This is a genomic window from Obesumbacterium proteus (genome assembly GCF_001586165.1).
In the GTDB taxonomy this organism is placed as follows: Bacteria; Pseudomonadota; Gammaproteobacteria; order Enterobacterales; family Enterobacteriaceae; genus Hafnia; species Hafnia protea.
Genome location: NZ_CP014608.1, coordinates 1,086,500 through 1,105,195 on the forward strand (window position 1 = coordinate 1,086,500; position 18,696 = coordinate 1,105,195).

An 18,696-nucleotide genomic window follows, 5' to 3' on the forward strand; every position below is an offset into this window, starting at 1 on the left:
GCAATGGGTCAGAAAGTACATCCTAATGGTATTCGCCTGGGTATTGTCAAACCTTGGAACTCTACTTGGTTCGCGAATACCAAAGAGTTCGCTGACAACCTGGACAGCGACTTTAAAGTTCGTCAATTCCTGACTAAGGAACTGGCGAAGGCTTCCGTTTCTCGCATCGTTATCGAGCGTCCTGCGAAGAGCATCCGTGTGACTATTCACACTGCTCGTCCAGGCATCGTTATCGGCAAGAAAGGTGAAGATGTCGAAAAACTGCGTAAGGTCGTAGCGGATATCGCTGGCGTTCCTGCGCAAATCAATATCGCCGAAGTTCGTAAACCAGAACTGGACGCAAAATTGGTTGCTGATAGTATCACTTCACAGCTGGAACGTCGTGTTATGTTCCGTCGTGCTATGAAGCGTGCTGTACAGAACGCAATGCGTCTGGGCGCTAAAGGTATTAAAGTTGAAGTAAGCGGCCGCCTCGGCGGTGCTGAAATCGCGCGTACCGAATGGTACCGTGAAGGTCGTGTTCCGTTGCATACTCTGCGTGCGGATATCGATTACAACACCTCTGAAGCGCACACCACTTATGGTGTAATCGGCGTTAAGGTATGGATCTTCAAAGGTGAGATCCTGGGTGGTATGGCTGCAGTTGAACAACCGGAAAAACCGGCTGCTCAACCTAAAAAGCAGCAGCGTAAAGGCCGCAAGTAAGGAGAGTCGCTGAATGTTACAACCAAAGCGTACAAAATTCCGTAAGGTGCACAAAGGCCGCAACCGTGGTCTGGCGCAAGGTACGGATGTTAGCTTCGGCACTTTCGGTCTGAAAGCTGTTGGCCGTGGCCGTCTGACTGCTCGTCAAATCGAAGCAGCTCGTCGTGCGATGACTCGTGCAGTTAAGCGTCAGGGTAAAATCTGGATCCGTGTGTTCCCAGACAAGCCGATCACTGAAAAGCCGCTTGAAGTTCGTATGGGTAAAGGTAAAGGTAACGTAGAGTATTGGGTTGCCTTGATCCAGCCGGGTAAAGTCCTGTACGAAATGGACGGCGTGCCTGAAGAGCTGGCCCGTGAGGCCTTCAAGCTGGCAGCAGCGAAACTGCCTATCAAAACCACCTTTGTAACTAAGACGGTGATGTAATGAAAGCACAAGAGCTGCGTGAGAAAAGTGTTGAAGAGCTGAACACTGAACTGCTGAGCCTGCTGCGTGAGCAATTTAACCTGCGCATGCAAGCAGCAAGCGGTCAGCTGCAACAATCTCACCTGTTGAAGCAAGTGCGTCGTGATGTCGCACGCGTTAAGACTTTACTGACTGAGAAGGCGGGTGCGTAATGACTGATCAAATCCGTACTCTGCAAGGTCGAGTAGTTAGTGACAAAATGGAGAAATCCGTTGTTGTTACGATCGAGCGTATGGTGAAGCACCCAATGTATGGTAAATTCATCAAACGTACGACCAAGCTGCACGTACACGACGAGAACAATGAATGTGGTATCGGTGACGTGGTAGAAATCCGCGAATGCCGTCCACTGTCAAAGACTAAGTCTTGGACACTTGTTCGCGTTGTAGAGAAAGCCGTTCTGTAATACAGTACGCATCTCGAGTACTATAAACGGCTCAAAAACTGAGCCGTTTATTTTTTCTACCCATATTCTGGAAGCGGTGTTATAATGCTGCGCCCTCAATTGTGGGGATTTCAAACGACCCATTCTGGGTCCAAAGTTGTAGTTGACATTAGCGGAGCACTAACATGATCCAAGAACAGACTATGCTGAACGTGGCCGACAACTCCGGTGCACGTCGCGTAATGTGTATCAAGGTTCTAGGTGGCTCGCACCGTCGCTACGCAGGCGTCGGCGACATCATCAAGATCACCATCAAGGAAGCAATTCCTCGTGGCAAGGTCAAGAAAGGCGATGTGCTGAAGGCGGTAGTGGTGCGCACCAAGAAGGGTGTTCGTCGCCCGGACGGTTCTGTCATTCGCTTCGATGGCAATGCTTGTGTTATTTTAAACAATAACTCTGAGCAGCCTATCGGTACGCGTATTTTTGGGCCGGTAACTCGTGAACTGCGTAATGAAAAGTTCATGAAAATTATCTCTCTGGCACCAGAAGTACTCTAAGGAGCGAACCATGGCAGCGAAAATCCGTCGTGATGACGAAGTTATCGTGCTAACCGGTAAAGATAAAGGTAAGCGCGGTAAAGTAAAAAATGTCCTGTCTTCTGGCAAGGTCATCGTTGAAGGTATTAACCTGGTTAAGAAACATCAGAAGCCGGTTCCGGCCCTGAACCAACCAGGTGGCATTGTTGAAAAAGAAGCTGCTATTCAGGTTTCTAACATTGCTCTCTTCAATGCGGCAACCGGTAAGGCTGACCGTGTAGGCTTTAGATTCGAAGACGGAAAAAAAGTCCGTTTCTTCAAATCTAACAGCGAAACTATCAAGTAATTTGGAGTAGTACGATGGCGAAACTGCATGATTACTACAAAGACGAAGTAGTCAAGCAACTCATGTCTGAGTTCGGCTACAATTCTGTCATGCAAGTCCCACGGGTCGAGAAGATTACCCTGAATATGGGTGTTGGTGAAGCGATCGCTGATAAGAAACTGCTGGATAATGCAGCAGCTGACTTAGCAGCAATCTCCGGTCAAAAGCCGTTGATCACTAAAGCACGCAAATCAGTTGCAGGCTTCAAAATCCGCCAGGGCTATCCGATCGGCTGTAAAGTAACTCTGCGTGGCGAACGCATGTGGGAGTTCTTTGAGCGTCTGATTTCCATTGCTGTACCTCGTATCCGTGACTTCCGTGGCTTGTCCGCTAAGTCATTCGATGGTCGTGGTAACTACAGCATGGGCGTGCGTGAACAGATCATCTTCCCGGAAATCGATTATGATAAAGTCGATCGCGTTCGTGGTTTGGATATTACCATTACCACTACTGCGAAATCCGATGATGAAGGCCGTGCGCTGCTGACTGCTTTCAACTTCCCGTTCCGCAAGTAAGGTAGGGTTACTAATGGCTAAGCAATCCATGAAAGCACGCGAAGTCAAGCGCGTGAAATTAGCTGATAAGTTCTTTGCCAAACGCGTTGAACTGAAAGCGATCATCTCTAACGTGAACGCTTCTGACGAAGATCGTTGGGATGCTGTTCTTAAGCTGCAGACTCTGCCGCGTGATTCCAGCCCGTCCCGTCAGCGTAACCGCTGCCGTCAAACTGGCCGTCCGCACGCTTTCCTGCGTAAGTTCGGGTTGAGCCGTATTAAGGTCCGTGAAGCCGCTATGCGCGGTGAAATCCCGGGTCTGAAAAAGGCTAGCTGGTAATTGTCACCAATTGAATCACGGGAGTAAAGACAGATGAGCATGCAAGATCCGATCGCGGATATGCTGACCCGTATCCGTAACGGTCAAGCCGCGAACAAAGTTGCGGTCACCATGCCTTCCTCCAAGCTGAAAGTGGCAATTGCCAACGTGCTGAAGGAAGAAGGTTTTATTGAAGATTTCAAAATCGAAGGCGACACCAAGCCTGTACTGGAATTAGTACTGAAGTACTTCCAGGGCAAGGCAGTGGTAGAAAGCATTCAACGTATCAGCCGTCCAGGTCTGCGCATCTATAAGAAAAAAGATGAGCTGCCAAAAGTTATGGCCGGTTTGGGTATCGCTGTTATTTCTACCTCTAAAGGTGTTATGACTGATCGTGCAGCTCGCCAGGCTGGTCTTGGTGGCGAGATTCTCTGCTACGTAGCTTAATCGGGAGGAAAGAATGTCTCGTGTTGCAAAAGCACCCGTCGTCATTCCTGCCGGCGTAGAGGTCAAACTCAACGGTCAGGTAATTTCGATTAAGGGTAAAAACGGCGAGCTGACTCGTACAGTCCACGACGCCGTTGAAGTTAAGCATGCTGATAACGCACTGACTTTCGCTCCACGCGAAGGTTTTGCAAATGCGTGGGCCCAAGCGGGTACCACTCGTGCGCTGCTTAACGCAATGGTTGTTGGTGTTACCGATGGCTTCACTAAGAAGCTTCAGTTGGTAGGTGTCGGTTACCGTGCAGCAGTTAAGGGCAACTCTGTGAATTTAGCTTTAGGCTTCTCTCACCCAGTTGAACATGCTCTGCCAGCAGGTATTACTGCTGAATGCCCGTCCCAGACTGAAATCGTGCTGAAAGGCGCTGATAAGCAGTTGATCGGACAAGTGGCAGCAGATCTGCGCGCTTACCGTCGTCCTGAGCCTTATAAAGGCAAGGGTGTCCGTTACGCCGACGAAGTCGTGCGTACCAAAGAGGCTAAGAAGAAGTAAGGTAACACTATGGATAAGAAATCTGCTCGTATCCGTCGTGCGACCCGCGCACGCCGCAAGCTCAAAGAGCTGGGTGCAACTCGCCTGGTGGTACATCGTACCCCGCGTCATATTTACGCACAGGTAATTGCTCCGAATGGTTCTGAAGTTCTGGTCGCTGCTTCTACTGTAGAAAAAGCAATCAGTGAACAACTGAAATATACTGGGAACAAAGATGCTGCAATCGCTGTAGGTAAAACTATTGCTGAGCGCGCGTTGGAGAAGGGCATCAAAGGCGTATCTTTTGACCGCTCTGGTTTCCAATATCATGGTCGTGTCCAGGCACTGGCAGATGCTGCCCGTGAAGCTGGCCTTCAGTTCTAAGGTAGAGGTGTAAGATGGCTCACATCGAAAAACAAGCTGGCGAACTGCAGGAAAAGCTGATCGCGGTAAATCGCGTATCTAAAACTGTAAAAGGTGGCCGTATTTTTAGCTTCACCGCACTAACTGTAGTGGGTGATGGCAATGGTCGCGTAGGTTTTGGTTACGGTAAAGCGCGTGAAGTTCCAGCAGCGATCCAGAAAGCGATGGAAAAAGCCCGTCGCAACATGATGAATGTCGCGCTGAACAGCGGCACCCTGCAGCATCCTGTTAAAGGTGCTCATACGGGTTCTCGTGTGTTCATGCAGCCGGCTTCCGAAGGTACCGGTATTATTGCCGGTGGTGCAATGCGCGCCGTCCTGGAAGTCGCTGGGGTGCACAACGTTCTAGCTAAGGCCTATGGTTCCACCAACCCAATTAATGTGGTTCGTGCAACTATCGATGGTCTGGCTAGCATGAAGTCCCCAGAAATGGTCGCTGCCAAGCGTGGTAAATCCGTTGAAGAAATTCTGGGGTAATTGACCATGGCAAAGACTATTAAAATAACTCAAACCCGCAGTGCAATCGGTCGTCTGCCGAAACACAAGGCAACGCTGCTTGGCCTGGGTCTGCGTCGTATTGGCCACACCGTAGAGCGCGAGGATACTCCTGCTGTACGTGGTATGGTCAACGCGGTTTCCTACATGGTTAAAGTTGAGGAGTAAGAGATGCGTTTAAATACTCTGTCTCCGGCCGAAGGGTCCAAGCACGCTTCCAAGCGTCTGGGTCGTGGTATCGGTTCTGGCCTGGGTAAAACCGGCGGTCGTGGTCACAAAGGTCAGAAGTCTCGTTCTGGCGGTGGCGTACGTCGTGGTTTCGAAGGTGGTCAGATGCCTCTGTACCGTCGTCTGCCGAAATTCGGCTTTACTTCTCGTAAAGCAATGATCACTGCAGAAGTTCGTCTGTCAGAGATCGCTTTAGTTGAAGGCGATGTTATCGACCTGAACACTCTGAAAGCCGCTAACGTAGTTGGCCCACAGATTGAATTCGCGAAAGTTATGCTTTCTGGTGAAATCAATCGTGCTGTGACTTTGCGTGGCCTTCGTGTCACCAAAGGCGCTCGTGCTGCTATCGAAGCTGCTGGCGGTAAAATTGAGGAATAAGTAGCAGATGGCTAAGCAACCAGGATTAGATTTTCAAAGTGCCAAGGGTGGACTTGGCGAACTCAAGCGCAGACTATTGTTTGTAATTGGGGCGCTCATAGTTTTCCGTATTGGCTCTTTCATTCCGATCCCTGGTATTGATGCCGCTGTACTTGCCAAACTGCTCGAACAGCAGAGAGGCACCATCATTGAAATGTTTAACATGTTCTCTGGTGGTGCTCTCAGCCGTGCTTCTATCTTTGCTCTGGGTATTATGCCGTATATTTCTGCGTCAATTATTATCCAGTTACTGACGGTGGTTCATCCGGCGTTAGCGGAAATTAAGAAAGAAGGGGAGGCTGGCCGTCGTAAGATTAGCCAGTACACCCGTTACGGTACGCTAGTTTTAGCCATATTCCAGTCGATCGGTATTGCTACCGGTCTTCCGAATATGCCAGGAATGCAAGGCCTGGTTATTAACCCTGGCTTTGCGTTCTACTTCACCGCAGTGGTGAGCTTAGTTACAGGGACAATGTTCCTAATGTGGCTAGGTGAGCAGATAACTGAGCGTGGTATCGGTAACGGTATCTCAATCATTATCTTTGCGGGGATTGTAGCGGGTTTACCGCCGGCAATTGGCCATACTATCGAGCAAGCGCGGCAGGGCGACCTGCACTTCCTCCTGTTGCTGTTGGTTGCAGTGTTAGTATTTGCAGTAACCTTCTTCGTTGTTTTCGTAGAACGTGGTCAGCGCCGTATTGTCGTTAACTATGCTAAGCGTCAGCAAGGTCGTCGTGTTTATGCAGCACAGAGCACACATTTACCGTTGAAAGTGAATATGGCCGGTGTAATCCCTGCTATCTTTGCTTCCAGCATTATTCTGTTCCCAGCCACGATTGCATCTTGGTTCGGGGGCGGCACCGGTTGGAACTGGCTGACTACAATTTCGCTGTATTTGCAGCCTGGGCAACCGCTTTATGTGTTACTCTATGCGTCTGCAATCATCTTCTTCTGTTTCTTCTATACGGCGTTGGTTTTCAACCCAAGAGAAACAGCTGATAACCTGAAGAAGTCCGGTGCATTCGTACCAGGAATTCGTCCGGGAGAGCAAACGGCGAAGTATATCGATAAAGTAATGACTCGTTTAACCTTAATTGGTGCGTTGTATATTACCTTTATCTGCCTGATCCCGGAGTTCATGCGTGATGCAATGAAAGTACCATTCTACTTTGGTGGTACATCACTACTCATCGTAGTTGTGGTCATCATGGACTTTATGGCTCAAGTGCAAACTCTGATGATGTCAAGTCAGTACGAGTCTGCATTGAAGAAAGCGAACCTGAAAGGCTATAACCGCTAATCTTGGTGAGTTTGAGAAGTTACGGAGAGTAAAATGAAAGTTCGTGCTTCCGTCAAGAAATTATGTCGTAACTGTAAAATTGTTAAGCGCAACGGTGTTGTGCGTGTGATTTGCAGCGTAGAACCGAAGCATAAACAGCGTCAAGGCTGATTATCTCGCATATTTTTCTTGCAAAGTTGGGTTGAGCTGGCTAGATTAGCCAGCCAATCTTTTGTATGTTGCTACAGTATCATTTGAGTATCCTGAAAACGGGCTTTTCAGAGTGATGCTGTTGTATAAAAATTTAGGAGTGCATAGTGGCCCGTATAGCAGGCATTAACATTCCTGATCAAAAACATACTGTAATCGCATTAACTGCGATCTTCGGTATCGGCAAGACCCGTTCACAGGCTATCTGTGAAGCAACGGGCATTGCTGAAAATGTTAAGATCAGTGAGCTGTCTGAAGAGCAAATCGATAAGCTGCGTGACGAAGTTGCCAAGTACACTGTAGAAGGTGACCTGCGTCGTGAAGTAACCCTGAGCATCAAGCGTCTGATGGATCTTGGTACCTATCGTGGTTTGCGTCATCGTCGTGGTCTACCGGTTCGCGGTCAGCGTACTAAGACCAACGCACGTACCCGTAAGGGTCCGCGTAAACCGATCAAGAAATAATCGGGGTGATTGAATAATGGCAAAGGCACCTATTCGTGCACGTAAGCGTGTAAGAAAGCAAGTCTCTGACGGTGTGGCTCACGTCCATGCTTCTTTCAACAACACCATTGTTACCATTACTGATCGTCAGGGTAACGCACTGGGTTGGGCAACAGCCGGTGGTTCCGGTTTCCGTGGTTCTCGTAAATCCACTCCGTTTGCCGCACAGGTAGCAGCAGAACGTTGCGCCGAAGCAGTAAAAGAGTACGGAATTAAGAATCTGGAAGTTATGGTTAAAGGACCTGGTCCTGGCCGTGAGTCTACTATCCGCGCGTTGAACGCGGCTGGTTTCCGCATCACTAATATTACTGATGTGACTCCGATCCCTCATAACGGTTGTCGTCCGCCGAAGAAACGTCGCGTATAACGTCGTTCCTCGGATTGTTGGAGAAAGAAAATGGCAAGATATTTGGGTCCTAAGCTCAAGCTGAGCCGTCGTGAGGGCACAGACTTATTCCTTAAGTCTGGCGTTCGTGCGATCGATACCAAGTGTAAAATTGAGCAGGCACCTGGCCAGCACGGTGCGCGTAAACCGCGTCTGTCTGACTATGGTGTTCAGTTACGTGAAAAGCAAAAAGTTCGTCGTATCTACGGCGTTCTGGAGCGTCAGTTCCGTAACTATTATAAAGAAGCAGCCCGCCTGAAAGGCAACACCGGTGCAAACCTGTTGCAACTGCTGGAAGGTCGTCTGGACAACGTCGTTTACCGTATGGGCTTCGGCGCCACTCGTGCAGAAGCACGTCAGCTGGTTAGCCATAAAGCAGTCGTAGTAAATGGTCGCGTTGTTAACATCGCTTCTTATCAGGTATCTCCTAATGACGTAGTCAGCGTGCGTGAGAAAGCTAAAAAGCAATCTCGTGTGAAGGCCGCTCTGGAGCTGGCTGAGCAGCGTGAAAAGCCGACTTGGCTGGAAGTTGATGCTGCTAAGATGGAAGGTGTGTTCAAACGTAATCCTGAACGTTCCGACTTGTCTGCGGACATTAACGAACACCTGATCGTCGAGCTTTACTCTAAGTAAAGCTTAGTACCAAAGAGAGGACACAATGCAGGGTTCTGTGACAGAGTTTCTAAAACCGCGCCTGGTAGATATCGAGCAACTGAGTTCGACGCACGCCAAGGTGACCCTTGAGCCGTTAGAGCGTGGCTTTGGCCATACTCTTGGTAACGCACTGCGCCGTATTCTGCTTTCATCTATGCCGGGTTGCGCGGTGACCGAGGTTGAGATTGATGGTGTACTACATGAGTACAGCACCAAAGAAGGTGTACAGGAAGATATCCTGGAAATCCTGCTCAACCTGAAAGGGCTGGCGGTGAAAGTTCAAGGCAAAGATGAAGTTATTCTTACCCTGAATAAGTCTGGCATTGGCCCTGTGACTGCAGCCGATATCACCCATGATGGTGATGTCGAAATCGTCAAGCCGCAGCATGTGATCTGCCATCTGACTGATGAAAATGCATCAATTAGTATGCGTATCAAAATTCAGCGTGGTCGTGGTTATGTGCCGGCTTCTGCCCGAATTCATTCGGAAGAAGATGAGCGCCCGATCGGCCGTCTGTTAGTCGATGCTTGCTACAGCCCTGTAGAGCGTATTGCTTACAATGTTGAAGCGGCTCGTGTTGAACAGCGTACCGACCTGGACAAGCTGGTTATCGAGATGGAAACCAATGGTACGATTGATCCGGAAGAATCAATCCGCCGTGCGGCAACTATCTTGGCTGAACAACTTGAAGCTTTCGTTGACCTACGTGATGTGCGTCAGCCGGAAGTTAAAGAAGAGAAGCCGGAGTTCGATCCGATCCTGCTGCGCCCTGTTGACGATCTGGAATTGACTGTCCGCTCTGCTAACTGCCTCAAGGCAGAAGCTATCCACTACATCGGTGATCTAGTACAGCGTACCGAAGTTGAGTTGCTGAAAACGCCGAACTTGGGTAAAAAATCTCTTACTGAGATTAAAGACGTGCTGGCTTCACGTGGTCTGTCTCTGGGCATGCGCCTCGAAAACTGGCCGCCAGCTAGCATTGCTGACGAGTAACTAGGTCACAGGTTAAGGTTTTACTGAGAAGGATAAGGTCATGCGCCATCGTAAGAGTGGTCGTCAACTGAACCGTAACAGCAGCCATCGCCAAGCTATGTTCCGCAATATGGCCGGCTCTTTGGTTCGTCATGAAATCATCAAGACGACCCTGCCGAAAGCGAAAGAGCTGCGTCGCGTGGTTGAGCCGCTGATTACTCTTGCCAAGACCGACAGCGTTGCTAATCGTCGTCTGGCATTCGCCCGTACTCGTGATAACGAGATCGTGGCAAAACTGTTTAACGAGCTAGGCCCGCGTTTCGCGAGCCGCGCCGGTGGTTACACTCGCATTCTGAAGTGTGGCTTCCGTGCAGGCGACAACGCGCCGATGGCTTACATCGAACTCGTTGATCGTTCTGTATCTGATGCAGAAGCAACTGCAGAGTAATCTGTAGAAGCATGAAAATGCCGGGCTTAGGCCCGGCTTTTTTATATCTAAAATTTATCACCTTTATTTAGCCTTCTACGTATCCCTTCATTTTTACTACCATCCTGCTATAAGCTATAGATAGATTCATTTGGGTTAAGTGCTATGTTTTTAGTCGATGAATGGGCCGAGCGCCATATCAGTTCAGCATTGAAACGCGGTGAGCTGGATAATCTGTCCGGTGAGGGCAAACCTTTGGTGCTGGATGATGACTCTCATGTTCCAGCAGACTTACGTGTTGGTTATCGTCTTTTAAAAAATGCGGGATGCTTACCTCCAGAAATAGAGCAAAGGAAGGAGGCGGCAACGCTAGCATCACTACTTCGGGGGCTGTCTCATGAGCATCCTGATTTTATAGAACTGAATAAAAGATTGGCCGTATTAGAATTTCGTTTACAGCAGGCGGGCATGAGCACTGATTTTTTGCATACCGAGTATGCGGATAAGTTCATACAGCATTTTGACCCTGAGTAGAGATAAACTATGTATCGTATCGGACAATTGGCGAAGCTTGCTGGCGTAACGCCAGACACCGTTCGTTATTACGAAAAGCAGAAGATGATGGATCATGAAGTGCGGACAGAAGGTGGATACCGGCTCTACACCGATCATGATCTTCAACGATTGCGTTTTATCCGTTATGCTAAACAACTTGGTTTTACCCTAGAGTCGATTCGTGAGTTACTCTCGATCCGAGTCGATCCTATGCACCACACTTGCCAAGAATCGAAATCAATCGTTGACGCCAGATTGGCTGAGGTAGAAAGTAAGATTAGTGAGTTGGAGCTTATGCGTGGTTCTTTAAAACGCTTAAGTGATGCCTGTTGCGGAAAAGCGCATACGAGTACCTACTGTTCCATTCTTGAGGCCTTGGAGCAAGGGGCGGCAGAGCGGTTGACGCGTGTAGATTTGCGCGGGGTTTACCCTAAACCATCATATTGTTAATGAGGAAGTTATGACGACTAAATATCAACATACCAAAGGCGTAATTGCCGATAATGCTATTCAGGCTCTTTTACATGATCCATTGTTCAAACAGCGTGTAGAGAAAAATTGCAAAGGGAAAGGCAGCTATAGCCGTAAAGCTAAGCATGGCAAAAAAGGCAGCTGGGAGGCTGTAGGCAAACTGCATTAATGATAATGTATTTTACCTACAGCCTTCTGCTTTCTATCAGAAACAAAAAAGCCGCTTTATTAAGCGGCTTTTTTATTAACACCAACAAACTATTTTTGTTGTTGTTTTAGCAGATCGCGAATTTCTGTTAACAGCTTTTCTTCTGTAGTTGGTGCAGGTGGCGCTGCTGGGGTATCTGCTTCTTGACGACGCATTCTGTTCATCAGCTTAATTGCCAAGAAAATAGCAAAAGCGACAATGACAAAATCGAAGATATTTTGAATAAATTGTCCATAGTTCATGATGACTGCCGGTGTTGCACCTTCTGCGGCACGCATGACCCAATGGAATTGTTTGAAATCAACACCGCCAATGAGCAGACCTAGTGGAGGCATAATAATATCGGCAACTAAAGATGAAACAATTTTGCCGAAAGCAGCACCGATGATAACACCGACCGCTAAATCAACTACGTTGCCACGCATGGCAAATTCACGAAACTCTTTTAATAAACTCATAGATCACCCCTTATAAAATCAATAACACAAGTTTAACAAACATAGCATTAATTGACAAAATTCAGATGCAAAATTAACAGTATCTACTGCGTCTAAACCTGAATACACGCTATCACTCATTTGTACTGCTATAAGAAGAATGGGCTTGGTTGGAATAAGCGCTCAACGTCGGTAATAAACTTTTTGTCGGTTAAGAACATGATGACATGATCGCCTTGCTCAATTTTAGACTCGCTATTGGCGATGATCACGTCGTCACCACGAACGATAGCCCCGATAGTCGTACCCGGTGGCAGCTTGATTTCTTCAACTCTACGACCAACGACTTTTGACGTGCTTTCATCACCGTGCGCGATGGCTTCAATGGCTTCAGCAACACCACGACGCAGGGAGGAAACGCTGACGATGTCTGCTTTTCGAACGTGCCCGAGCAGAGCAGAAATAGTGGCTTGCTGTGGTGAGATGGCGATGTCGATTACGCTGCCCTGAACCAAATCGACATATGCACTTCTTTGAATCAGTACCATGACTTTTTTGGCACCTAGGCGCTTAGCTAACATCGCGGACATAATGTTGGCTTCGTCATCGTTAGTTAGGGCAATAAATACATCAACCTGATCAATATGCTCTTCCATCAACAATTCTTGGTCAGAGGCATCGCCGTAGAACACGATGGTGTCATGCAAAATTTCAGCTAATTCAGCAGCGCGTTGTTGATTACGCTCGATCAACTTCACGCTGTAGTCTTTCTCTAAGCGATGCGCTAAACCTGCGCCGACGTTCCCGCCGCCAACAATCATGATGCGCTTATAAGGTTTTTCTAAACGTTGAAGCTCGCTCATCACGGCGCGGATATGCTGCGAGGCAGCAACAAAAAAGACTTCATCACCGGCTTCAATGATCGTAGAACCCTGAGGCCTGATCGGACGATCTTGACGGAAAATAGCAGCAACGCGCGTATCAATGTGCGGCATATGCTCTTTCAGAGAAGCTAATGCGTTACCCACCAATGGGCCACCATAATAGGCTTTTACCACCGCAAGGCTGACTTTCCCCTCAGCAAAGTTCACAACCTGCAATGCACCAGGATATTCGATTAAGCGATAGACATAATCAGTCACCAGTTGCTCAGGAGATATGAGGTGATCTATAGGAACGGCTTCGGCATTAAACAGACGCTCGTTTTCGCGTATGTATTCTGTGGAGCGGATACGCGCAATACGGTTTGGTGTATTAAATAGTGAATAAGCAACCTGGCAGGCAACCATGTTGGTTTCATCAGAACTTGTCACTGCCACGAGCATATCTGCATCATCTGCACCCGCTTCTCGTAATACGCGCGGGTGAGAACCGTGGCCTTGAACTACCCTGAGATCGAACTTATCCTGCAATTGGCGGAGGCGATCGCTATTTGTATCGACAATGGTTATGTCGTTGTTTTCACCCACTAGGTTTTCAGCCAGTGTGCCGCCCACTTGTCCGGCGCCAAGAATAATTATCTTCATTGTGCTCTCTGCTTTGCGCTATCTATAAGCCTGTGTCGTCCGCAGGCAGACACTGTCATGCTTTAATCAGCTTAGCGTAAAAGAACCCATCACCATCCTGTGCATGGGGAAGATGTTGCTGCCCTGGATTTTCTTTATCTCCGGTGGCCACAAGCTTTGCTTCAGGATGGCGGGCAAGAAACTCGCGCATCTGTTGAGCATTTTCTTCAGGTAAAACGGAGCAGGTTGCATACACCATCACACCGCCTGATTTTAAACGTGGCCAAATAGCTTCGATGATCTCTTTCTGCAACGCAGCCAATTCTGCGATATCGCGATCGCGGCGTAACCACTTGATATCAGGATGGCGACGGATCACGCCGGTCGCAGAGCACGGGGCATCAAGCAAGATGCGATCGAATTGTTTATCGCCACACCAGTTTTCAGGATAGCGTCCATCGCCGCATTTCACTTCGGCCTGCTGTTGCAAGCGTTGCAGGTTTTCTTTTACGCGCTTCAGACGATTTTCATCAACATCAACGGCAAGCACATGTGCTTTTGGCGCTGCTTCCAGAATATGCGTCGTTTTTCCCCCTGGTGCACAGCAGAGGTCGAGGATCTGTTCGCCGTTTTGCGGATCAAGGAGATCGACGCAGTGCTGGGCGCTGGCATCTTGCACGGTGACCCATCCTTGCTCAAATCCTGGCAGGCGCCCGACAGGAGAAGCTTCTTCAAGGCATATAGCATCAGGGAACTGTGGATGAGCAAAAGCATTAATTTCAGCGTTTGTCAGCAATGCCAGATATTCATCGCGAGTGTGGTGAAGACGATTAACGCGTAGCCACATTGGAGGACGCTGATTATTGGCATCAACGATAGATTCCCACTGCTCTGGATAAGCCTGCTGCAAGCGTTTAAGTAACCAAGACGGGTGGAGGAAACGGCATTCGTTATTTTGCGACCGCTCTTTTAACTGATCTTCTTGGCGTTGGAACTGACGCAGTACGCCGTTGATCAATCCTTTCAACTGCGGACGCTTTAACGCTACCACACCATTTACCGTTTCTGCCAAAGCGGCGTGAGGCGGAATTCGGGTATAAACCAGCTGGTAAATGCCCACCATGATGAGGTAATGCAGTGAGCGCTGCTTGCCGGTAAGAACCTTGGCCATCAATTGCTGAATATACCATTCAAGCTGAGGTAGCACGCGCAGCACCCCGAAGCAAAGTTCCTGCAGCAGTGCGCGATCTTTTTCACTGACTTCTTTGCTCAGCGCTGGAAGAACCGTGCTGAGGGATTGCCCTTGATCGAGTACCGAACTGAGAGCTTTAGCAGCAATAGCACGCAAATTATAAGGAGTGTTTTTCATAGCGTAAGGCTGACCATTGCAGCATAAATTAAGAATTTGAATAATTACGCGAAGTTTACCGCGAATAGGGGGCTGGTTTGAAGTTTAGAGACTATTTTGCGTCAATTTCAAACAAAAAGGGCCCAAATGGGCCCTTTACGTAATCGTAAATCGCTTACTCGAGACAATTGCCCGGAGTGAACCATTCGCGACGAGAATTCAGTAAATCCTGTGCGGACATGCTTTTTTTGCCAGAAGGCTGTAGCTGAGTCATCAGTAAGATACCCTCGGCGGTAGCCACGGCGATGCCCTGTTTATCAGCACTGATGATTGTTCCCGGCGCTTGATTATGCTCCGCGTCCAATGCTTGAGACTGCCACACTTTTACCGGTTGCTCATCAATCATAAAGAAACTGACAGGCCATGGGTTGAAAGAGCGAACGCAGCGTTCAAGCTGAACGGCTGAAAGAGTCCAATCCAGACGAGCTTCATCTTTGCTGAGTTTCTCAGCATAGGTGACTAATGCTTCATCTTGTTTCTCTGGTACCGCGGTTCCGTTGGCTAATTGAGTCAGCGTGGTGATAAGGCCCTGTGGACCTAAATCTGCCAACTTATCGTACAGCGTTGCGCTAGTATCTTGAGAGGTAATTGGGCAAGAGACTTTATGCAGCATGTCGCCGGTATCTAGACCTACGTCCATTTGCATAATGGTGACACCGGTTTCTGCATCACCCGCCCAGAGTGCGCGCTGGATAGGCGCTGCGCCACGCCAGCGCGGAAGTAGAGAACCATGCACGTTAATACAGCCAAGACGAGGCATGTCTAATACGGCTTTAGGCAGGATCAAACCATAGGCAACCACGACCATCACATCCGCGTTAAGGTCGGAAACCAATTTCTGGTTTTCTTCAGGACGCAAAGATGCAGGTTGGAATATGGGCAGATCATGCTGTTGAGCTAATACTTTAACTGGGCTTGGTGTGAGTTTATTGCCGCGTCCAGCAGGACGGTCGGGTTGAGTAAACACGCCAACGATTTGATGCTGGGAAGACAAAAGCGCGTCAAGATGACGCGCTGCAAAATCGGGAGTTCCCGCAAAAATAATACGCAAAGAATCAGACAATGTTGTTTCCTGCTAATGATGAACTAATTAGCCTCTGGTTTGCTGTTTATACAGCTTTTCCAGTTTCTGACGGATACGCTGACGCTTCAGAGGCGAGAGGTAATCGACAAATAATTTTCCGATCAAATGATCCATTTCATGCTGAATACAGATAGCGAGCAGATCGTCTGCTTCAAGCTCGAAAGGTTTACCTTCACGATCGAGAGCACGAATTTTGACTCGCTCAGCGCGTGGAACCAATGCACGATGCTCAGGAACGGAGAGGCAACCCTCTTCAATACCCGTTTCACCGTCGCTGGAGAGCAATTCTGGGTTGATCAGAACTAAGCGCTGATCGTGGTTTTCAGACACATCAATGACGATAATACGCTGGTGAACGTCTACCTGGGTGGCAGCCAGACCAATACCTTCTTCTGCGTACATGGTGTCAAACATGTCATCAACGATACGCTGAATTTCTGGTGTGACTTCTTTTACCGGCTGCGCCACTGTGCGGAGCCGCTCATCGGGGAAATGTAATACCTGCAATACCGCCATAAATTATTCGATCTGTCTCTGAGTAGTGGAATGATTGTCACTCACTATTCTAGACATTTCCGGCCCTGATTGACAGTATTGTTCACCTATTGAACACATAGGTGCAGGCTGCACAAGGGGCAAACATGGATGTTCAGGAAATATGGCTTCGGATAAGTCGATTGCAAAAAGTCTCTTTGCCGCAGTGTCTTGTTATTGTGCAGCATTGTTCTGAAAGCAAACCAAACGTTCTCTTGCTGCGAAAACTGGGATTAACTCAGACTCAAGCGCAGAAATTTCTAGCGGCTGAACATATTGAAAGCGATCTGCGTTGGCTTGGCCAGCAGGAAAACGCGCTAATTGCCTGTGATGATCCTCGCTATCCAGAAAAACTGAAAAATATTGCTAACCCACCGCCGGTGTTGTTTGTGAAGGGAAACACCGAATGTCTCTCTCAAACCCAAATTGCTATCGTCGGCAGTCGGCGTTATAGCGACTACGGCGAAACGTGCGCGACCTATTTTTCCAGTGAACTTTCAGCGGCGGGTCTGGTGATAACCAGTGGTCTTGCATTAGGGATTGATGGTATCGCGCATCGTGCCTGTCTAGAAACTCAGGGCACAACCATTGCGGTATTGGGTTGTGGAATAGCGCAGATTTATCCTGCCTGTCATGAGCATCTTGCGTCGCGTATTGTGGCAAACCACGGTGCGATTGTTTCTGAATTCCCTCCTAGTACCAAAGCAAGAGCGGAGTATTTCCCGCGCCGGAATCGTATTATTAGCGGACTGAGTGAGGGAGTGCTGATAGTTGAAGCCGCAGAGAAAAGTGGCACATTGATAACAGCGCGTTGTGCCCTCGAGCAGGGAAAGGACGTATTTGCTGTCCCTGGTTCTATTGATAGCCTGCAAAGCGCAGGCTCCAATTGGCTGATTCAGCAGGGCGCTTATTTAGTAGCGCATCCTAAGGATATTATTGAACAAATTGGCGGCCTGCGTTGGTTACCAAGCCCTAGTCCAGAAATTATTTATCCTGAGCAAGACGTTGCGGAATTGCCATTTGCCGAGGTGTTGGCTAACGTAGAATATGAGGTGACATCTGTTGACGTCGTCGCCGAACGTGTCGGCCAACCTGTGCCAGAGATAGCGGTGGCTTTGCTCGATCTGGAGTTAGCAGGATGGATTAAAGCTGTGTCCGGCGGCTATGTCCGACTGAAGAGGGCTAGCCATGTTCGACGTATTAATGTACCTGTTTGAAACCTATATACACACAGCATCAGGGATGCAGGTTGATCAAGATAAGTTAACCGATGATTTAACGCGTGCGGGGTTTGAGCGGGAAGATATATATAGTGCCCTCGATTGGTTAGAAAAACTTGCTATGATGCAAGAAGCTGATGCTATGCCGTATATTTCATGCGCAGACCCCCATGTCATGCGTATTTATACGGATGATGAGGCTATACGCCTTGATTGTGCTTGCCGAGGATTTCTACTTTTTCTTGAACAAATACAGGTGTTAACTCCAGAAACAAGAGAGATGGTCATTGATCGTGTGATGGCGCTGGATGCGGATCAGTTCGATCTTGAAGACTTGAAGTGGGTAGTGCTGATGGTTTTGTTTAATGTACCCGGCCATGAGCACGCCTATGAACAGATGGAAGAACTGCTGTTTGAAGTTAACGAGGGCTACCTGCACTAAAGGGATGCCCTACGAATTAAGAAACTATTTATGAGTCAGGCAACATTGCTTGCGGTTAAAAATACGGAAAATTGTCCCGAGTGCGGCGCTGAGTTAGTTATGCGCAGCGGTAAACATGGGCCGTTTCTCGGCTGTTCACGTTATCCAGAATGCCAGTTCATTCGCCCGCTTAAACCGCAGGCGGATGGACATGTCGTTAAAGTTCTGGATGGTCAACTGTGTCCAAAATGTGGCACAACGCTGGTATTGCGGCAGGGGCGCTATGGAATGTTTATTGGCTGTGGCGCCTATCCTGATTGTGACCATACCGAGGTGATTGATAAACCAGATACCACCTCGATTACTTGTCCTCAGTGCCAGCAAGGGCAACTACTTCAACGAAAATCCCGCTATGGCAAAATTTTTCACGCCTGCGATCGATATCCAGAGTGTCAGTTTGCGATAAATCTAAAACCTATCGAGGGTGTGTGTGGCTATTGTCACTATCCTCTGTTAGTAGAAAAACGAACTGCACAGGGCGTTAAACTATTTTGTGCGAGCAAACTCTGCGGCAAAGCCGTGGTAAACGAATAGAAGATA

At 48.4% G+C, this 18,696-nt stretch carries 32 protein-coding genes; 27 read left to right on the plus strand and 5 right to left on the minus strand.

Going from position 1 to position 18,696, the window contains the following annotated elements; genetic code table 11:
* Positions 1-3 precede the first annotated feature (3 nt).
* The 24 genes from rpsC to DSM2777_RS25100 all read left to right on the plus strand — a co-directional run bounded on the left by rpsC (position 4) and on the right by DSM2777_RS25100 (position 11,448).
* Positions 4-705: a 30S ribosomal protein S3 gene (gene rpsC / locus DSM2777_RS05175; protein WP_004846598.1), complete on the plus strand. Its 702-nt coding sequence runs from the start codon at positions 4-6 to the stop codon at positions 703-705.
* 13 nt (positions 706-718) lie between these two features.
* On the plus strand, positions 719-1,129 hold the full coding sequence (gene rplP, locus DSM2777_RS05180) for a 50S ribosomal protein L16 (RefSeq protein ID WP_002438716.1): 411 nt from the start codon (positions 719-721) through the stop codon (positions 1,127-1,129).
* Positions 1,129-1,320 carry a 50S ribosomal protein L29 gene (gene rpmC, locus DSM2777_RS05185; protein WP_004846592.1) on the plus strand — a complete coding sequence of 64 codons (192 nt, stop codon included), beginning with the start codon at positions 1,129-1,131 and terminating at the stop codon, positions 1,318-1,320. Before rplP ends, rpmC begins: the two co-directional genes overlap by 1 nt.
* A complete protein-coding gene (gene rpsQ, locus DSM2777_RS05190; protein WP_004846590.1) occupies positions 1,320-1,574 on the plus strand; it encodes a 30S ribosomal protein S17 in 255 nt (84 codons plus the stop codon). The genes rpmC and rpsQ overlap by 1 nt, the downstream gene beginning before the upstream one ends.
* Positions 1,575-1,738: 164 nt before the next feature.
* Entirely contained in the window at positions 1,739-2,110 is a 372-nt protein-coding gene (gene rplN, locus DSM2777_RS05195; RefSeq protein ID WP_000613954.1) for a 50S ribosomal protein L14, read from the plus strand.
* 10 nt (positions 2,111-2,120) lie between these two features.
* The gene (rplX, locus tag DSM2777_RS05200) at positions 2,121-2,435 is read left to right on the plus strand and encodes a 50S ribosomal protein L24 (RefSeq protein WP_004846586.1); all 315 of its coding nucleotides are present in this window, start codon (positions 2,121-2,123) and stop codon (positions 2,433-2,435) included.
* A gap of 14 nt (positions 2,436-2,449) precedes the next feature.
* On the plus strand, positions 2,450-2,989 hold the full coding sequence (gene rplE / locus DSM2777_RS05205) for a 50S ribosomal protein L5 (protein WP_004846583.1): 540 nt from the start codon (positions 2,450-2,452) through the stop codon (positions 2,987-2,989).
* Between the two features lie 13 nt (positions 2,990-3,002).
* Entirely contained in the window at positions 3,003-3,308 is a 306-nt protein-coding gene (rpsN, locus tag DSM2777_RS05210) for a 30S ribosomal protein S14 (protein WP_004846582.1), read from the plus strand.
* Positions 3,309-3,341: 33 nt separating this feature from the next.
* Positions 3,342-3,734: a 30S ribosomal protein S8 gene (gene rpsH, locus DSM2777_RS05215; RefSeq protein ID WP_025802663.1), complete on the plus strand. Its 393-nt coding sequence runs from the start codon at positions 3,342-3,344 to the stop codon at positions 3,732-3,734.
* A gap of 13 nt (positions 3,735-3,747) precedes the next feature.
* Positions 3,748-4,281 (plus strand): 50S ribosomal protein L6, encoded by a 534-nt coding sequence (gene rplF, locus DSM2777_RS05220; RefSeq protein WP_025802661.1) that lies wholly within the window; start codon positions 3,748-3,750, stop codon positions 4,279-4,281.
* Between the two features lie 9 nt (positions 4,282-4,290).
* Positions 4,291-4,644, plus strand: a complete 354-nt coding sequence (gene rplR, locus DSM2777_RS05225; protein ID WP_004846572.1) for a 50S ribosomal protein L18 — start codon at positions 4,291-4,293, stop codon at positions 4,642-4,644.
* A 14-nt stretch (positions 4,645-4,658) separates the two neighbouring features.
* Positions 4,659-5,159, plus strand: a complete 501-nt coding sequence (rpsE, locus tag DSM2777_RS05230) for a 30S ribosomal protein S5 (RefSeq protein WP_004846569.1) — start codon at positions 4,659-4,661, stop codon at positions 5,157-5,159.
* A gap of 6 nt (positions 5,160-5,165) precedes the next feature.
* Positions 5,166-5,345 carry a 50S ribosomal protein L30 gene (gene rpmD / locus DSM2777_RS05235; protein WP_004846568.1) on the plus strand — a complete coding sequence of 60 codons (180 nt, stop codon included), beginning with the start codon at positions 5,166-5,168 and terminating at the stop codon, positions 5,343-5,345.
* Positions 5,346-5,348: 3 nt separating this feature from the next.
* Positions 5,349-5,783 (plus strand): 50S ribosomal protein L15, encoded by a 435-nt coding sequence (rplO, locus tag DSM2777_RS05240; RefSeq protein WP_004846562.1) that lies wholly within the window; start codon positions 5,349-5,351, stop codon positions 5,781-5,783.
* A gap of 7 nt (positions 5,784-5,790) precedes the next feature.
* On the plus strand, positions 5,791-7,122 hold the full coding sequence (gene secY / locus DSM2777_RS05245) for a preprotein translocase subunit SecY (protein WP_025802655.1): 1,332 nt from the start codon (positions 5,791-5,793) through the stop codon (positions 7,120-7,122).
* Positions 7,123-7,155: 33 nt separating this feature from the next.
* On the plus strand, positions 7,156-7,272 hold the full coding sequence (gene rpmJ / locus DSM2777_RS05250; RefSeq protein WP_008815462.1) for a 50S ribosomal protein L36: 117 nt from the start codon (positions 7,156-7,158) through the stop codon (positions 7,270-7,272).
* 146 nt (positions 7,273-7,418) lie between these two features.
* Positions 7,419-7,775, plus strand: a complete 357-nt coding sequence (gene rpsM / locus DSM2777_RS05255; protein WP_008815461.1) for a 30S ribosomal protein S13 — start codon at positions 7,419-7,421, stop codon at positions 7,773-7,775.
* 16 nt (positions 7,776-7,791) lie between these two features.
* Positions 7,792-8,181 (plus strand): 30S ribosomal protein S11, encoded by a 390-nt coding sequence (gene rpsK, locus DSM2777_RS05260; protein ID WP_002438687.1) that lies wholly within the window; start codon positions 7,792-7,794, stop codon positions 8,179-8,181.
* A gap of 30 nt (positions 8,182-8,211) precedes the next feature.
* A complete protein-coding gene (rpsD, locus tag DSM2777_RS05265) occupies positions 8,212-8,832 on the plus strand; it encodes a 30S ribosomal protein S4 (protein WP_025802647.1) in 621 nt (206 codons plus the stop codon).
* A 25-nt stretch (positions 8,833-8,857) separates the two neighbouring features.
* Positions 8,858-9,847 carry a DNA-directed RNA polymerase subunit alpha gene (locus tag DSM2777_RS05270; protein WP_004846552.1) on the plus strand — a complete coding sequence of 330 codons (990 nt, stop codon included), beginning with the start codon at positions 8,858-8,860 and terminating at the stop codon, positions 9,845-9,847.
* 40 nt (positions 9,848-9,887) lie between these two features.
* Positions 9,888-10,274, plus strand: a complete 387-nt coding sequence (gene rplQ / locus DSM2777_RS05275; protein ID WP_008815460.1) for a 50S ribosomal protein L17 — start codon at positions 9,888-9,890, stop codon at positions 10,272-10,274.
* A 144-nt stretch (positions 10,275-10,418) separates the two neighbouring features.
* Complete coding sequence (locus tag DSM2777_RS05280; RefSeq protein ID WP_061553346.1) at positions 10,419-10,787, plus strand: DnaJ family domain-containing protein; 369 nt, start codon at positions 10,419-10,421, stop codon at positions 10,785-10,787.
* Between the two features lie 9 nt (positions 10,788-10,796).
* Entirely contained in the window at positions 10,797-11,258 is a 462-nt protein-coding gene (gene zntR, locus DSM2777_RS05285; RefSeq protein ID WP_046458479.1) for a Zn(2+)-responsive transcriptional regulator, read from the plus strand.
* Between the two features lie 10 nt (positions 11,259-11,268).
* Positions 11,269-11,448: an alternative ribosome-rescue factor A gene (locus DSM2777_RS25100; RefSeq protein WP_061553347.1), complete on the plus strand. Its 180-nt coding sequence runs from the start codon at positions 11,269-11,271 to the stop codon at positions 11,446-11,448.
* Between the two features lie 89 nt (positions 11,449-11,537).
* Here the strand turns inward: DSM2777_RS25100 and mscL are convergent, their stop codons facing one another.
* From mscL to def, 5 genes are all read right to left on the minus strand, one after another.
* Positions 11,538-11,945 carry a large-conductance mechanosensitive channel protein MscL gene (gene mscL, locus DSM2777_RS05295; protein ID WP_046458481.1) on the minus strand — a complete coding sequence of 136 codons (408 nt, stop codon included), beginning with the start codon at positions 11,943-11,945 and terminating at the stop codon, positions 11,538-11,540.
* Between the two features lie 128 nt (positions 11,946-12,073).
* Positions 12,074-13,450, minus strand: coding sequence for a Trk system potassium transporter TrkA (gene trkA, locus DSM2777_RS05300; protein WP_025802637.1), 1,377 nt, complete (start codon positions 13,448-13,450; stop codon positions 12,074-12,076).
* 55 nt (positions 13,451-13,505) lie between these two features.
* Entirely contained in the window at positions 13,506-14,798 is a 1,293-nt protein-coding gene (gene rsmB, locus DSM2777_RS05305; RefSeq protein ID WP_061553348.1) for a 16S rRNA (cytosine(967)-C(5))-methyltransferase RsmB, read from the minus strand.
* Positions 14,799-14,952: 154 nt separating this feature from the next.
* Entirely contained in the window at positions 14,953-15,900 is a 948-nt protein-coding gene (gene fmt / locus DSM2777_RS05310; RefSeq protein WP_061553349.1) for a methionyl-tRNA formyltransferase, read from the minus strand.
* A 27-nt stretch (positions 15,901-15,927) separates the two neighbouring features.
* Positions 15,928-16,437, minus strand: a complete 510-nt coding sequence (gene def / locus DSM2777_RS05315; protein ID WP_046458484.1) for a peptide deformylase — start codon at positions 16,435-16,437, stop codon at positions 15,928-15,930.
* Positions 16,438-16,562: 125 nt separating this feature from the next.
* Between def and dprA the strand changes: the two genes are divergently transcribed.
* Genes dprA through DSM2777_RS05330 form a run of 3 tightly spaced genes read left to right on the plus strand, consistent with a single transcriptional unit; the run spans position 16,563 to position 18,690 of the window.
* A complete protein-coding gene (dprA, locus tag DSM2777_RS05320) occupies positions 16,563-17,672 on the plus strand; it encodes a DNA-protecting protein DprA (protein ID WP_061553350.1) in 1,110 nt (369 codons plus the stop codon).
* Positions 17,644-18,117 carry a DUF494 family protein gene (locus DSM2777_RS05325; protein WP_061553351.1) on the plus strand — a complete coding sequence of 158 codons (474 nt, stop codon included), beginning with the start codon at positions 17,644-17,646 and terminating at the stop codon, positions 18,115-18,117. Before dprA ends, DSM2777_RS05325 begins: the two co-directional genes overlap by 29 nt.
* A 30-nt stretch (positions 18,118-18,147) precedes the next feature.
* Entirely contained in the window at positions 18,148-18,690 is a 543-nt protein-coding gene (locus tag DSM2777_RS05330) for a DNA topoisomerase family protein (RefSeq protein ID WP_061553352.1), read from the plus strand.
* Positions 18,691-18,696: the final 6 nt, after the last annotated feature.

Excerpts from the sequence above, each read along its gene's own strand:
- rpsH (WP_025802663.1), top strand. The coding sequence starts at position 3,342 with ATGAGCATGCAAGATCCGATCGCGGATATGCTGACCCGTATCCGTAAC.
- rplE (WP_004846583.1), top strand. The coding sequence starts at position 2,450 with ATGGCGAAACTGCATGATTACTACAAAGACGAAGTAGTCAAGCAACTC.
- rplF (WP_025802661.1), top strand. The coding sequence starts at position 3,748 with ATGTCTCGTGTTGCAAAAGCACCCGTCGTCATTCCTGCCGGCGTAGAG.
- rplN (WP_000613954.1), top strand. The coding sequence starts at position 1,739 with ATGATCCAAGAACAGACTATGCTGAACGTGGCCGACAACTCCGGTGCA.
- trkA (WP_025802637.1), bottom strand. The coding sequence starts at position 13,450 with ATGAAGATAATTATTCTTGGCGCCGGACAAGTGGGCGGCACACTGGCT.
- dprA (WP_061553350.1), top strand. The coding sequence starts at position 16,563 with ATGGATGTTCAGGAAATATGGCTTCGGATAAGTCGATTGCAAAAAGTC.
- rpmJ (WP_008815462.1), top strand. The coding sequence starts at position 7,156 with ATGAAAGTTCGTGCTTCCGTCAAGAAATTATGTCGTAACTGTAAAATT.
- zntR (WP_046458479.1), top strand. The coding sequence starts at position 10,797 with ATGTATCGTATCGGACAATTGGCGAAGCTTGCTGGCGTAACGCCAGAC.
- rsmB (WP_061553348.1), bottom strand. The coding sequence starts at position 14,798 with ATGAAAAACACTCCTTATAATTTGCGTGCTATTGCTGCTAAAGCTCTC.
- rpsE (WP_004846569.1), top strand. The coding sequence starts at position 4,659 with ATGGCTCACATCGAAAAACAAGCTGGCGAACTGCAGGAAAAGCTGATC.
- DSM2777_RS05325 (WP_061553351.1), top strand. The coding sequence starts at position 17,644 with ATGTTCGACGTATTAATGTACCTGTTTGAAACCTATATACACACAGCA.
- rpsK (WP_002438687.1), top strand. The coding sequence starts at position 7,792 with ATGGCAAAGGCACCTATTCGTGCACGTAAGCGTGTAAGAAAGCAAGTC.
- rplP (WP_002438716.1), top strand. The coding sequence starts at position 719 with ATGTTACAACCAAAGCGTACAAAATTCCGTAAGGTGCACAAAGGCCGC.
- rplR (WP_004846572.1), top strand. The coding sequence starts at position 4,291 with ATGGATAAGAAATCTGCTCGTATCCGTCGTGCGACCCGCGCACGCCGC.
- rpsC (WP_004846598.1), top strand. The coding sequence starts at position 4 with ATGGGTCAGAAAGTACATCCTAATGGTATTCGCCTGGGTATTGTCAAA.
- rpsQ (WP_004846590.1), top strand. The coding sequence starts at position 1,320 with ATGACTGATCAAATCCGTACTCTGCAAGGTCGAGTAGTTAGTGACAAA.
- DSM2777_RS05330 (WP_061553352.1), top strand. The coding sequence starts at position 18,148 with ATGAGTCAGGCAACATTGCTTGCGGTTAAAAATACGGAAAATTGTCCC.
- def (WP_046458484.1), bottom strand. The coding sequence starts at position 16,437 with ATGGCGGTATTGCAGGTATTACATTTCCCCGATGAGCGGCTCCGCACA.
- secY (WP_025802655.1), top strand. The coding sequence starts at position 5,791 with ATGGCTAAGCAACCAGGATTAGATTTTCAAAGTGCCAAGGGTGGACTT.
- rplX (WP_004846586.1), top strand. The coding sequence starts at position 2,121 with ATGGCAGCGAAAATCCGTCGTGATGACGAAGTTATCGTGCTAACCGGT.
- mscL (WP_046458481.1), bottom strand. The coding sequence starts at position 11,945 with ATGAGTTTATTAAAAGAGTTTCGTGAATTTGCCATGCGTGGCAACGTA.
- rpmD (WP_004846568.1), top strand. The coding sequence starts at position 5,166 with ATGGCAAAGACTATTAAAATAACTCAAACCCGCAGTGCAATCGGTCGT.
- rpsD (WP_025802647.1), top strand. The coding sequence starts at position 8,212 with ATGGCAAGATATTTGGGTCCTAAGCTCAAGCTGAGCCGTCGTGAGGGC.
- rpmC (WP_004846592.1), top strand. The coding sequence starts at position 1,129 with ATGAAAGCACAAGAGCTGCGTGAGAAAAGTGTTGAAGAGCTGAACACT.
- DSM2777_RS25100 (WP_061553347.1), top strand. The coding sequence starts at position 11,269 with ATGACGACTAAATATCAACATACCAAAGGCGTAATTGCCGATAATGCT.
- rplQ (WP_008815460.1), top strand. The coding sequence starts at position 9,888 with ATGCGCCATCGTAAGAGTGGTCGTCAACTGAACCGTAACAGCAGCCAT.
- rpsN (WP_004846582.1), top strand. The coding sequence starts at position 3,003 with ATGGCTAAGCAATCCATGAAAGCACGCGAAGTCAAGCGCGTGAAATTA.
- DSM2777_RS05270 (WP_004846552.1), top strand. The coding sequence starts at position 8,858 with ATGCAGGGTTCTGTGACAGAGTTTCTAAAACCGCGCCTGGTAGATATC.
- rplO (WP_004846562.1), top strand. The coding sequence starts at position 5,349 with ATGCGTTTAAATACTCTGTCTCCGGCCGAAGGGTCCAAGCACGCTTCC.
- DSM2777_RS05280 (WP_061553346.1), top strand. The coding sequence starts at position 10,419 with ATGTTTTTAGTCGATGAATGGGCCGAGCGCCATATCAGTTCAGCATTG.